Source organism: Fulverythrobacter ferritrahens, assembly GCF_020539485.1.
Lineage (GTDB): Bacteria > Pseudomonadota > Alphaproteobacteria > Sphingomonadales > Sphingomonadaceae > Andeanibacterium > Andeanibacterium ferritrahens.
The window spans coordinates 426,684-439,234 of the sequence record NZ_JACDXU010000001.1; the positions used below are offsets into that span (position 1 = coordinate 426,684).

Annotated in this window: 11 protein-coding genes; 6 read left to right on the top strand and 5 right to left on the bottom strand. The window is 63.1% G+C overall.

Annotation, left to right across the window (positions count from 1 at the left end; translation table 11 throughout):
• Positions 1 to 76 precede the first annotated feature (76 nt).
• Positions 77 to 1,498 carry a protein adenylyltransferase SelO family protein gene (locus tag H0274_RS02050; protein ID WP_226792675.1) on the bottom strand — a complete coding sequence of 474 codons (1,422 nt, stop codon included), beginning with the start codon at positions 1,496 to 1,498 and terminating at the stop codon, positions 77 to 79.
• Between the two features lie 64 nt (positions 1,499 to 1,562).
• Between H0274_RS02050 and H0274_RS02055 the strand changes: the two genes are divergently transcribed.
• The 5 genes from H0274_RS02055 to H0274_RS02075 all read left to right on the top strand — a co-directional run bounded on the left by H0274_RS02055 (position 1,563) and on the right by H0274_RS02075 (position 7,316).
• Positions 1,563 to 2,429: an alpha/beta fold hydrolase gene (locus H0274_RS02055; protein ID WP_226792676.1), complete on the top strand. Its 867-nt coding sequence runs from the start codon at positions 1,563 to 1,565 to the stop codon at positions 2,427 to 2,429.
• A complete protein-coding gene (locus tag H0274_RS02060) occupies positions 2,426 to 3,562 on the top strand; it encodes a glycosyltransferase (protein ID WP_226792677.1) in 1,137 nt (378 codons plus the stop codon). Before H0274_RS02055 ends, H0274_RS02060 begins: the two co-directional genes overlap by 4 nt.
• 160 nt (positions 3,563 to 3,722) lie before the next feature.
• The gene (locus tag H0274_RS02065) at positions 3,723 to 4,505 is read left to right on the top strand and encodes a tetratricopeptide repeat protein (protein WP_226792678.1); all 783 of its coding nucleotides are present in this window, start codon (positions 3,723 to 3,725) and stop codon (positions 4,503 to 4,505) included.
• Positions 4,506 to 4,567: 62 nt separating this feature from the next.
• Positions 4,568 to 5,872, top strand: coding sequence for a PQQ-binding-like beta-propeller repeat protein (locus H0274_RS02070; protein ID WP_264295425.1), 1,305 nt, complete (start codon positions 4,568 to 4,570; stop codon positions 5,870 to 5,872).
• A gap of 76 nt (positions 5,873 to 5,948) precedes the next feature.
• Positions 5,949 to 7,316, top strand: coding sequence for a methyltransferase family protein (locus tag H0274_RS02075; protein WP_226792680.1), 1,368 nt, complete (start codon positions 5,949 to 5,951; stop codon positions 7,314 to 7,316).
• A gap of 98 nt (positions 7,317 to 7,414) precedes the next feature.
• Here the strand turns inward: H0274_RS02075 and H0274_RS02080 are convergent, their stop codons facing one another.
• From H0274_RS02080 to H0274_RS02090, 3 genes are read right to left on the bottom strand one after another with little or no spacing between them, the layout of a single operon-like run.
• Complete coding sequence (locus tag H0274_RS02080; protein WP_226792681.1) at positions 7,415 to 8,785, bottom strand: glutamate--cysteine ligase; 1,371 nt, start codon at positions 8,783 to 8,785, stop codon at positions 7,415 to 7,417.
• Between the two features lie 52 nt (positions 8,786 to 8,837).
• Positions 8,838 to 9,587 (bottom strand): 16S rRNA (uracil(1498)-N(3))-methyltransferase, encoded by a 750-nt coding sequence (locus H0274_RS02085; RefSeq protein ID WP_226792682.1) that lies wholly within the window; start codon positions 9,585 to 9,587, stop codon positions 8,838 to 8,840.
• 16 nt (positions 9,588 to 9,603) lie between these two features.
• Positions 9,604 to 10,998, bottom strand: coding sequence for a M20/M25/M40 family metallo-hydrolase (locus H0274_RS02090; protein ID WP_226792683.1), 1,395 nt, complete (start codon positions 10,996 to 10,998; stop codon positions 9,604 to 9,606).
• Positions 10,999 to 11,145: 147 nt separating this feature from the next.
• Between H0274_RS02090 and ubiA the strand changes: the two genes are divergently transcribed.
• On the top strand, positions 11,146 to 12,063 hold the full coding sequence (gene ubiA, locus H0274_RS02095; RefSeq protein ID WP_226792684.1) for a 4-hydroxybenzoate octaprenyltransferase: 918 nt from the start codon (positions 11,146 to 11,148) through the stop codon (positions 12,061 to 12,063).
• Positions 12,064 to 12,079: 16 nt separating this feature from the next.
• Here ubiA and H0274_RS02100 read toward each other — a convergent pair whose 3' ends face one another.
• A complete protein-coding gene (locus tag H0274_RS02100; protein WP_226792685.1) occupies positions 12,080 to 12,466 on the bottom strand; it encodes a VOC family protein in 387 nt (128 codons plus the stop codon).
• Between the last annotated feature and the right edge of the window lie 85 nt (positions 12,467 to 12,551).

Consider the following 12,551-nt stretch of genomic DNA (forward strand, 5'->3'; position numbering starts at 1 on the left):
GGGATTGAAAAGAAAAGGCCCGGAGGGAAACCTCCGGGCCTTTTTCTATATGTGGGCAAAAGGCCGGAGCGTGGACTTACTTGAAAGAGCGGTGACCTGTTGGGATCGGCGGTTCGCCAAGCGCGTTGCCCATGCGCCGCAAAGCCTCCACTTTAGCGTTAAGGGGGGCCCAGTCGTCATGCTCCGCGATGGCCGCCCAGATCGCTTCCACCTCTTCGATCAGCATCGCCTGGGGTGCACTTTCGGCCCAATATTCGCTTCCGGATTCCAGGCGCGCGCGCCCGGCGAAAACGGCAGCCAGATCGCCATTGGCGCCGCGCCCGCCGCGATGGGTGAAGAAGAATGCATCCGGCGCGACGGATTGTTCGCGCATGGTCTGCTCCGCCACAGTGATCAGTTTCATATCCTCCTCGACGCCGTGGCTTTCGACGCCCAGGCGCCAGCAGAAGCGGCGCGCCATGGCGCCATGGTAAAGGGCGGGAAATCGCTCCAGCGCGGCGACCAGCGGCGGTGCCTCGCAGACCTGCCTCAGGGCGATAGCCAGTTGCGCGCAGTTCCAGTGGATCGCTTCGGCCTGCCGCCCGAAAGCATATAGGCCCTGCTCGTCGAAATAGGCGGCGGTAAAGCCTGGTTCCCAGCGGGGCAGCCAACGCCACGGGCCGTAATCGAAACTCTCGCCGGTAATGTTCATATTGTCGGTATTGAGCACGCCATGGACGAAACCGGCCACCACGTAGGACGCGGCCAGATCGGCCAGCCGCTCCACAACCTGATGGAAAAGGATGACCGCAGGCTCGCTCCGGCCCGGCGCATCTTCGGGCGGCAGCGGGCCGGGGAATTGCTCGAGGCAATAGGCGATCAGCTGTTCCATTTCCGCCTTCGCCTCGAAAGCGGCGAGGCGCTGGAACGTGCCGATGCGGATATGGCTGTGGCTCAGGCGCACAAGCACGGCTGAGCGGGTGGGGGAGGGTTCGTCTCCTCGCCACAATTCCTCGCCTGTCTCGATCACCGAGAAGGTCTTGCTGGTATAGGTGCCCAGCGCCTCCAGCATTTCCGTCGCCAGAATTTCCCGCACCGCGCCCTTAAGCGTCAGCCTGCCATCGGCTGTGCGGCTGTAGGGCGTAAGGCCGGAACCTTTCGTGCCCAGATCGAGCAGCCGCGGCGCCTGTCCGTAATTTGGCCCATCGCGCAATTGGGCAAAAGTGAAACCGCGCCCGTCGCCGATCTCCGGGTTGTAAACGCGGAACTGATGCCCGTGATAGCGGAGCGCCAGGGGGCGGGGCAGGTTGCCGGGCAGCGGCTCGAAATGCCCGAAATGGCGCACCCATTGTTCGTCGGACAGGGCTTCCAGTCCGACTGCGCGATCCCAGCGGCGATTGCGGAAGCGCAGCTCCGCTTTCGGAAAATCGGCGGGAGAAACCTCATCACCCAGCCATTCGGCGAGCTTGAGGATTTGCGGGTCTGGCCTATAGGGGGCTTGTGGCGGTTCTGCTCGCATCCCGCTTTAGTGGGGGCTTGGCGAGCCGCGCGCAAGAAGCCGTCTTATCAGGGGTGCAGCGAACATGGGCGATGGCGCGGCCTTCACGGACCGATTCTGGACATCGCCCGACGGGCTCAAGCTGCATTATCGCGATTATCCGGGGCGGGAAGATCGGCCGCTTTTGCTGTGTCTGCCCGGCCTGACGCGCAATGCGCGCGATTTCGATCCGGTGGCGAATGCCTTTGCCGGAGAATGGCGGGTCATTTCCGTCGATTTGCGCGGGCGCGGCGAGAGCGATTATGCGAAAGACGCGGCGACCTACAATCCGCTGCAATATGTCGCCGATATCGAAGCTTTGCTGGAGCAGGCTGGCATCTCCCGTTTCGTCGCCATTGGCACGTCACTGGGTGGCATCCTCACCATGCTGCTGGCGGCAGGCGGGGCGGAACGCATTGCCGGGGCAGTGCTGAACGATATCGGACCGGTGCTGGAACCAGCAGGTGTTGCACGGATTCGCGACTATGTCGGGCAGGGGCGCAGCTTCCCCACATGGATGCATGCGGCGCGGGCCCTGAAGGAATCGGGTGGGGCGATTTTCCCTGACTATGCAATCACGGATTGGCTCGCGATGGCCAAGCGGGTGATGGCTGTTGGCGGCAATGGCCGCATTGCTTTCGATTACGACATGAAGATCGCGGAACCCTTCAATGCTCCTTCCGCCCAAGAGGATTTCGATCTCTGGCCGGCCTATCGCGCTCTGGCAGGGCGGCCGGTGCTGGTGATCCGGGGCGCTCTGTCCGATCTGCTTTCCGCTGCGACGGTCAGGCGAATGATGAAGGAAGTTCCCGGCGCGGAATCGCTTGCGATTCGGCGTGTCGGTCATCCGCCTTCGTTAGAAGAACCGGGAGTGAAAGAAGCAATCGCCAACCTTCTGGCGAAGGTCGAATGATTCCGCACCGGATTTTGCATCTGCATTCAAGCTTTGATGCAGGCGGGAAGGAACTGCGCTGCGTCCGGCTGATCAACGCTTTCGGGGCGGAATTTTCGCATTCGATCGTTTCGGCACAGCCCGGCGCCCTTGCCGCTGCGAAGCATATCTCGCCCGATATTTCAGTGGATTATCCTACAGACTTCCCACCGCTTGCAGGATCGCCTTCGCTGGGAAGGCTGAGGACGCTTGCTCGCGCCATGCGGGAATTCGATCTGGTGCTCACTTATAATTGGGGCGCGATGGATGCGGCGATGGCGCATGGATTGTTCGCGCACTCCATGAAATTGCCGTCGCTGATCCATCATGAGGACGGCTTCAATTCGGATGAGGCCATCCGCCTGAAGACGCGTCGCAATCTGTATCGGCGGCTCGCCTTGCGGCGGGCGTCGGCTCTGGTTGTCCCCTCGCACAGGCTGGAGCGGATCGCGCTGGATGTGTGGCGTCAGCCTGCCGCACGGGTCCACCGGATCGCCAATGGCATTCCAACGGGTGCCTATGCGGCGCTTCCAGCGCGCGACGCCATTCCAGGGCTCGTAAAGGGCGCGGGCGACAAATGGTTGGGCACGCTGGCCGGGCTGCGTGCCGTGAAGGATCTGCCCGCCATGGTTCGTGCCTTTGCCCGGTTGCCCGCAGATTGGCGGTTGGTGATCCTGGGGGAAGGGCCGGAGAGGCAGGCAATTCTGGCCGAGGCGCAGGCAATGGGCGTTGCCGAGCGGCTGCATCTGCCCGGTTTCGCCGCCGATCCGGCGAAAGTCGTGGGGCTGTTCGACATTTTCGCCCTGTCTTCCCGCAGCGAGCAGTTCCCGATCTCCGTAGTTGAGGCGATGGCGGCGGGCCTGCCTGTTGCCGCACCCGCAGTGGGCGATGTGGCGCAGATGGTGGCGCAGGAAAATGCGCCTTTCATCGTTCCGGCTGGAGATACTGATGCTTTGGGGCAAGCGTTTGTTACGCTGGCTGCCGATCCGCAATTACGGCGCGCGGTAGGTGGGGCCAATCAGGCAAAGGCGCGGGATTCCTGTGATGAGCGCGTAATGCTGTCAGCCTATCACGCGCTTTATGCAGGAGCGATGCGACCCGTGCGCAGGGCCTGAGGCTGGCGCTTCTTGCGGCACTTCCTTCATGGGCGGTTCACCCGCCGGGCCTAAGGGTTTTGCCCCAGTTGAGGATGGCAGGGTTTCCGCCATTGCGGTATCGCTGCGAGGCCCCTAAACAGCGCCCGAAACAGGACTTCACCGAGCAAAAGGCTGCCGCGTGGCTCTTACACCGAACATTCCCAATAATGATGCAGACAAGCGCGCCGATCGCGACGCAAAACAGCAGGAAGTCCTGCTGCGCGAGGTAGATGACGCCCTACGCCAGGATCAGCTGGCCACATTCGGCCGCAAATACGGCAAGCAGCTTGCCGGTGTCGTGATCGGTGGCCTCGCCCTTTTCGGAGGCTGGTTGTTGTGGACCGAGTTTAGCGACGGTAACCACGAGGAAGTTTCCGAAGAACTCGTGAAGTCGCTCGATCAGCTTGATGCCGGCAATTTCGATACCGCCGCCAAGCAGCTTGAAAAGCTGGAAAAGGATGGCGGTGACGGGGCCGCGGCGATCGCCCGCCTGCTGCGCGCCAGCGTGGCCCAACGCGACAACAAGAATGTGGAGGCCGCTCGCCTTTATGGCGAGATCGCCAATGACAGCGATGTTCCCGAACCCTATCGCAACCTTGCCCTGATCCGGCAGGTTTCGATCAATTATGCGAAGATGAAGCCGGCCGACGTGGTCGAGAAGCTCAAGCCGTTGGCCAAGCCTGGCACGCCCTATTTCGGCAGTGCAGGTGAGCTGGTGGGCGCTGCCTATCTCGATATGGGCAAGACCGATCTGGCGGGGCCACTCTTCGGACAGATAGCCAAGGATGAGGATGTTCCCGATTCGCTGCGTTCGCGTGCCCGCCAGTTGGCAGGCATGATGGGCGTCGACGCTATCGAGGATGTTGACGAGACGCTGAAAGACCTGCGCAATGAGGGTGAGGAGCCCGCAGCGGCGCAGTAATAGTTGCGAGAATGACAAAGCCTATGAACCGCATCTCTACCCGGCGCCTCGCGGCGCTCCCTATGCTCGTCATTATGGCCGCAGCGCTTTCTGCCTGCGGTGTGTTTGGCGGCAAGGACAAGCCCAAGACGCCGACCATAGGCAATCGCGTGCCGATCCTGTCACGGATCGAAAGCGGCACTACTGTGGATTCCTCGCTGGCTTCCGTTTCGGTGGTAATCCCCGCAGCGCAGGTGAATGCCGATTGGAGCCAGGCCGGCGGCACCGCGTCCAAGAGCTATGGCCATCTGGCCATTGGGGCGTCCCCTGATGAATTGTGGACCGCGCGCATTGCCGGTTCCGGCCCGAAGCGCCGCCTCGCTGCCTCTCCGGTCGTCGGTGGCGGAACACTCTTCGTTGTCGATACGGATGCTGTGGTCCACGCGTTTGACGCCAATAACGGCAGCCAGAAATGGACCTACCGGATGCCGGTGCCGGGCAAATCTGAAAGCTCTGCCTTCGGCGGCGGCGTCAGCTATTCGAACGGCCGCCTCTATGCCACCAATGGTGTGGGCGATGTGGTTGCGCTGGACGCGACCGACGGCAAGCAGATCTGGTCGGTGAAGCCTTCGGGCCCGCTGCGCGGTGCGCCTACGATCGCCTTCAACATGATCTTCGTGATGACGCAGGATAACCAGATCTTCGCGCTCAATCCCACCGATGGCGGCGTGGCCTGGAATGAATCCGGCTCGGTCGGGCAGGCGGGCGTCTTCGGCGTTGCTGCTCCGGCGGCAGGGCAGGGTACGGTGATCGCGGGTTACAGCTCGGGCGAAGTGGCTGCCTATCGTTACGAAAACGGCCGTGAAGTTTGGACCGACGCCCTTTCGCGCACGAATATCTCCACGGAAGTCGGCGCGCTGACGGACGTCGATGCCGATCCGATCATCGATTCCGGCCGCGTCTATGCGCTGGGACAGGGTGGGCGCATGGCCGCCTATGAACTGATCACCGGCCAGCGCATCTGGGAACTCAATCTGGCGGGCATTTCCACTCCGGCTCTGGCTGGGGAGTGGATTTTCACCCTGACCGATGATGCTCGAATGCTGGCGATTGCGCGTGGCAGCGGCAAGGTGCGCTGGCTGACCCAGCTGCAGGGCTGGAAGAACCCGAAGAAGCGGACCAACCGCATTTTCTGGACCGGGCCGGTGCTGGCGGGCAACAAGCTATGGGTCGCCAGTTCGCGTGGTGAAGTGCTGGCGCTCGACGTGCTGACCGGCGCCCCCGCGCCGTTCCGCAACCTCAAGACGCCGGTTTCGCTGGCGCCGATCGTCGCGAACCAGACGCTCTATATTCTGGACGATGACGGCACCATCCACGCCTATCGGTGATCCGGGGCTGCCGCAAAAGTAATGGGAAAAGGGGCATTACCTGCCCCTTAACCCTTTTTCGGTAGGCGCCCACGGCATGAGCGCATCGCCCGAACCTGACCGGCAAACCGCCGCTAGGCTGCCTGAAAGCGACGTTTCGCCCTGGGTCGGGCTGATCGGCGTGGCCGGGCTGTTTGTCTGGATCGCGCTCTGCCGCAACTGGCCGTCGATAGCGGAAGTCCTGAACCTGCCTGGCCCGCGAGAGCGCATGTCCGGGGCCTATGCTGCCTTGGCCTCCATGCTGTTCATCGGCGTGCTGATGGCAGTATGGTCGGTGCTGGTGGAGAAGGTCCATCTGCGCCCCTCCACTGGCATATCGTGGAAAAACCCGCGCCCGCTCTCCAGCGTGATCGATGTTTCCGGCACGAAGCTGGCGGGCCTGTGGGCCACCTGGGAGATCATCGGTTTCCTCTATTGCGTGTGCCGCTGGTATTGGGACGGGCAATATCTCTTCGCAATGGAAGTGATCGGGGCGGCGGCGGTCCCGCTGTTCCTCCTGTCCGTTCCCTATGTGCTGTGGCTGGACCGGGTGTTGGTAAACCCGCGAGACGGTGCCTGGCATTTCGGCGCCATGCTGATCGGCCGGCAGCGCTGGGAAGCAGAGCAGGTGAAGAAGCACTGGCGCGCATGGGCCATCAAGGCATTTTTCGGTGCCTTCATGATCTCCATTCTGCCGCCGGGCTTTGCGAACATCGTGAATGCCGACATTCCTGCCCTGCTGGACAATCCCGGCCGGTTTGGCGGGGCTCTGTTCGAATTGCTGTTCCTGATCGACGTGCAGATCGGCACGGTCGGTTATCTGTTCACGCTGCGCCCGCTGGACGCCCATATCCGCAGCGGCAACCCCTTCCTGGGCGGCTGGCTGGCGGCATTGATCTGCTACCCGCCTTTCGTCTGGGGCGTGATGTCCAATAATGGCGTGATCGGTTACGAATATCACACGGCGGACTGGTCATACTGGTTTCAGGGCCACACGGCGCTGATGTGGATCTGGGCGGGCTGGCTCGCTGTTCTCACGGCGGTCTATGCCTGGGCGACTGTGGCCTTCGGCATTCGCTTTTCCAACCTGACCTATCGCGGTGTGCTGACGAACGGGCCTTACCGCTTCACGCGCCATCCGGCCTATCTGGCCAAGAATGCCTTCTGGTGGTGTTCGACCCTGCCATTCTTCGTCACCAACGGCTCGCTGGTGGATATGGTGCGCAACACCTTCTTCCTGGGCTGCATCAGCGCGATCTATTACTGGCGCGCCCGCACGGAAGAGGCACATCTGCTGGCGGAAGATCCAAAATATCGCGAATATTACGACTGGATGGCCCAGCACGGCTTGATCACCAGCCGTTTGCGCAAACTGCTGCTTTGCCTGCGCCGCCGCCCCCCTGCGGGGTTGCAGGCGGCGGAATAGCGCCCGCGCCGTTCGTCATCCCGGCGAAAGCCGGGGTCGCTGGGCACTGCACGTCAGGATCGCAGCGGTCCCGGGTCAAGCCCGGGACGACGAAGGTGTCAGAAGCTCTCTTCGTAAACCCGCGTAATGTCGCCGGCCCAGGGGCCGTTATAGAGGTCCAGCAGGCGCTGGGCAGGGACAGTGCCGCTCTCTGCGATCTCGAACAACTCGCCCAGATAGCCGGTTTCATTGTCGCCCGCCTGGTTCAGTTTTGCACGGGCCGAAAGGCCAGAGCGGGCGATGTCCAGAACTTCGCGGGCAATGTCCTTCAACTTGCGGCCGCCGGGAATGGGTGCGTCGAGCGCGAGCTTGGGCACTGCGTTGCGCAGGGCCTCCCGCTCTTCCATCGTCCAGTCCTTCACTACGTCCCATGCCGCGTCGAGCGCTGTCTGGTCATAGAGCAGGCCCACCCACAGGGCCGGAAGCGCGCAGATGCGGCCCCACGGCCCGCCATCGGCGCCGCGCATCTCCAGGAAGCTCTTCAGGCGCACTTCGGGGAAAGCGGTGGAAAGGTGATCCTGCCAGTCGTCCTCGGTCGGCAATTCGCCGGGCAGGGCAGGCAGTTCGCCCTTCAGGAAGTCCCGGAAGCTCTGGCCAGCCGCGTCGATATATTTCCCCTCGCGGAAGACGAAATACATCGGCACGTCGAGCATATAGTCGACATAGCGTTCATAGCCGAAGCCATCCTCGAACACGAAGGGCAGCATGCCGGTGCGCTGCGGATCGGTGTCGGACCAGATGTGGCTGCGATAGGAAAGGAAGCCATTGGGCTTGCCTTCGGTGAAAGGCGAATTGGCGAATAGCGCGGTGGCCAGCGGTTGCAGGGCCAGGCTGGTGCGAAACTTCTTCACCATGTCTGCTTCGCTGCCATAGTCCAGATTGACCTGAATGGTGCAGGTGCGCAGCATCATGTCGAGGCCCATCGTGCCCACGCGCGGCATGTGGCGCATCATGATGGCGTAGCGGCCCTTGGGCATGACAGGCAGTTCTTCGCGCGTCTTGTCGGGCCACATGCCGAGGCCCAGGAAGCCGATGCCGAAGCGTTCGCCGATTTCCTTCACCTGCGCGAGGTGCCGTCCGGTTTCGGCGCAGGTCTGGTGCAAATTTTCCAACGGCGCGCCGGAAAGTTCGAGCTGGCCGGCAGGCTCGAGGCTGACCGCCCCATCGGTGCCGGACATGGCGATCACATTGCCGCCTTCCTCCACCGGCTCCCAGCCGTAGTTTCTGAGGGCCAGCAGCATGTCGCGGATGCCGTGGGGTTCGTCATAGGAGGGGGCGTGGTGATCGCTATGGGCGAAGACCAGCTTCTCATGCTCCGTGCCGATCCGCCACGCGCTAGCCGGCTTCTCGCCAGCCTGCATGGGGGCCACGAGTTGGTCGCGGCTTTCGATCAGCCGCTCCTCTCCATCTGACGCTGTGCGCGTGCTCATAGCCGCGCCGTTAGGGCACTAAGGGGCGCTGCGCCAGCGCAAATTGTCAGTGTCATTCTTGCCAGTCTCCGGCAGCCGCCATCCACAAAGCGGAGGCTGCGATTGCGGCGGTTTCGCCGCGCAGGATGCGGGGCCCAAGCGTGATGGCGCTTGCGGCCGGATGAGCGCGGATTGCCGCGCGTTCACTATCGTCAAACCCGCCTTCGGGGCCCACCAGCAGCGCGGCGGGGGCCTGCCGTGCCCTGAAGGCGGGAAAGACAGGTTCTCCGCCCAACTCGTCGGCAAAGAACAGGGCGCGCGATGGGTCCCACCCTTTCAGCAGGGCGTCGAGCTTCACCGGCTCGGCTATGCGGGGCAGGGCAGTGCGGGCGCATTGCTCAGCGGCTTCGGCCACCAGCGCGCGGGCGCGTTCCAGATTGAGCTTGTCGGCCACGCAACGCCGCGTCAGCACCGGCTGGATAACGCGCACGCCCAGTTCGGTCGCCTTTTCCAGTACGAGGTCGAAGCGGTCCTTCTTGAGAAGGGCGGCGCAGAGCGTGAAGTCGGGTACTTCTTCCCGCTCGCGCAGGTGTTCGGCCACTTCCAGCACCACGTCACGCTTGCCGCTGGAGGTAACGCGCGCGGCCCATTCGCCCGTCTCGTCATCGCACAGTATCACGATGTCGCCTTCTCCCACGCGCATCACGCGGGCGAGGTAATTGGCGGGATTGCCGTGCAGCGTCACCGGCGCCCCGGCCATCAGTGGACCGGGAACGAACAGGCGCGGCGCGCTGCGCGGCGGCCAGGCTGGCGTTGCGGGCATTCCTTCGGCCTTGCGCTTACTTCAGCAGGGTGCGCAACAGCGTTTCCCACTGCTTCACGCCGGGATCGATCGTGTCGAGCGGCAGGCGTTCGTTCAGCCCGTGGGAGAATTCGTCATCCGCACGCATGAAAATGGCCGAAACGCCATAGCTGGGGATGCCCAGCGCACGGAAATACATGGAATCGCTGGCGCCCGCGCTCATCTGCGGAACGATGGTAAGGCCGGGCACGCGCTCGTGAACGGCTTTGGAAACGGCGTCCATCACATCCTTGCGCAGCGGGCTTTCGGGCGACTCGATCGATCCATCATCCATCATTTCCAGAGTCACGCGTGGATCACCGATCACCTGCTTCAGGATTTCGCCTGCCTGCGCGCGAGAAGTGCCAGGGAAGATGCGGCAATTGATATTGGCGGTGACGGATTGCGGCAGGGCATTGGCCGCATGGCCGCCATTCACCATGGTCGGTACGCAGGTGGTGCGCACCAGCCCGACATATTCGGAACGGGAGGAAAGCAGGTCCGACGCGGCCTTGTCGGTGGGGTCGGCGGCAAAGGCCCGCATTGCAGCGGCCACATCGGCAGGCGCGGCTTTTGCAGTGCCTTCCCAATAGGCCTTGGTCAGCGGGCTGAGCTGGGCCGGGAAGCGATAGGCGTCTACCTTTGCCAGCGCGCGGGACATGGCCCCGATGGCGTTGAAGCTGCCCGGCCGGCTGGAATGGCCGCCTTCATCGGTGACGGTCAGCTTGAAATCGGCATAGGATTTTTCTGCGGCCTGCACGCTGTAGACGATGGGCTTGAAGTCGCTGGACAATTCACCGCCGCCGCCATCGCCATTCAGCACCAGTTCCGCATTCTTCAGCGTTTCGGCCAGCTTCGCGGTGGAGCGCATCAGCGTCTCTTCATCGCCTGAAATGCCCAGCACCAGATCGCGCGAGGGCACCCAGCCTGCGCGCTTCAGCTTGAGCACGGTGGCCATGATCATGGAAAGGTCGCCCTTGTTGTCGACCGATCCACGCCCGAAGACATAGCCATTTTCCACCAGGGCGGTGAAGGGATCGCGCTCCCAATCCTCGGGCCGGGCTTCGACCACATCGAGATGGACGTTGATCACCACCGGCTTCGCTGCGCGGTCCTTGCCGGGATAGCGCGCCATGAAATAGCCGGTGTCGGTGCCTTCCACCGGGGTGAAGGAAATGTCCTTGGGATCGAAGCCGCCGGCCACCAGCCGCGCGGTGAGCTTTTCTGCCAGCTTGGGCACATTGCCGCGACCGGCCACGGTGGGCACGTCCACCGCTTCCTTCAATATCTCCAGCGCTTCCTTCCCGGCGGGAGTCGCAGGAACGGATTGCGCCTGCGCCGCGGCCGGCAGGGTGAGAGCCAGGGCGGAAATGGCGAAAGGAAGCAGACGCATGGGGTGATCCTCGAACGGGACGAACGGAAGCCCTATGTTGCGCGATGCGTTGCCTTGCGCAACCCATGTTGCGCGGGGGAAGTGGTGCCGAACAGTCTTGCCGCGCACTTCTTTCGTACCACCGGCGAATGAGCTAGGGCGAGGGCCATGACCCAACCCGCACCGGCCAGCGACATCGTTCCTGACAGCGAGCACAGGGGCATAGTCGCCCGGCTGCCCTTGCCGCTACGCGACTATGCGCTGCTGGCCAGATTTGACCGGCCCATCGGCTGGTGGCTACTGTTCTGGCCCGGCGCATGGAGCGTGTGGCTGACGGGGGCAGGCGTGCAATGGCAGCTGCTATTGTGGATGCTGCTCGGCTCCATCGCCATGCGCGGGGCGGGCTGTGTCTATAATGACATCGTGGATGCCGATATCGACCGGCAAGTCGCGCGCACTGCCAAGCGCCCCGTTGCCAGTGGGCGGGTGAGCAAGACAGGTGCGTGGATCTGGCTTCTGACGCTGTGCGCCGTGGGGTTGGTGGTGCTGCTGCAATTGCGGCCGCTGGCGCAACTCGTCGCGCTGGGCAGCCTGGCACTGGTGGCGGCCTATCCCTTCATGAAACGGATCACAGGCTGGCCGCAGGCATGGCTGGGGCTGGTATTCACCTGGAGCGCGCCCGTTGGCTGGATCGCCTTGCGGGGCGACCGGCTGGACGTGCTGGCCGCGCTCTATGCCGGGGCGATCCTGTGGTGCATCGGCTATGACACGATCTACGCCCTGCAGGACCGGGAAGACGATGCGTTGGTGGGCATCGGCTCCAGCGCCTTGTCGCTGGGCAGCAATGTCCGCCTGGGCGTGGGGGCATTCTTCGGCGGTGCCGTGTTCTTCTTCGGGCTGGCGATCTGGCTGTTGCGGCAGGATTGGGTGGCGCTGCTGGCGCTGGCCCCGGCAGCGATCCATTTCGCATGGCAGGTGCTCACGCTCGATCCTGATGACGGGGCCAACGCGCTGCGCCGTTTCCGTTCCAACCGCTATGCCGGTTTGTTGGTCGCGGCGGCCTGTTTCGTGGCGGGGAATGCGTGAGCGGGCTGGGTGGGTTTCACAGATAGCTCACCACTTCGAACTCGATCCCGTCCCAATCGAAGAAATAAAACCGTCGGCCCGGTGGGTAATCGGCATGGTTGAACGGGATCAGGCCGGCCTCCACTACTACCTTCTCCGCCGCGTCGAGATCGTTAACGAGAAACCCGATATGGTTAAGCGGCGCACCTTTGGCATGGCGGCCACGCGGCACTTCATCGGTGTAGAGCGCGAGATAGGTCATCTCGTCTCCCACATGGATCGTCCATCCGCCAAGCGCGGATTCCCCGCGCCAGCGTTCGTGCCAGCCGAGCAGATCCTGCAACAGGGCGGATGTCCGTTCGGGATCGGAGACCGTCAGATTGGCATGTTCGAGCTGCCCTGCGGGTCGATTTGTCAGTAACATATAAAGGTTATTCCTTCATTCAATTGTCTTGCGCGGGCGTTAGCCATTGAAGGCAACGAATCGCTCGGCTTGCCCGTTGTGCAAC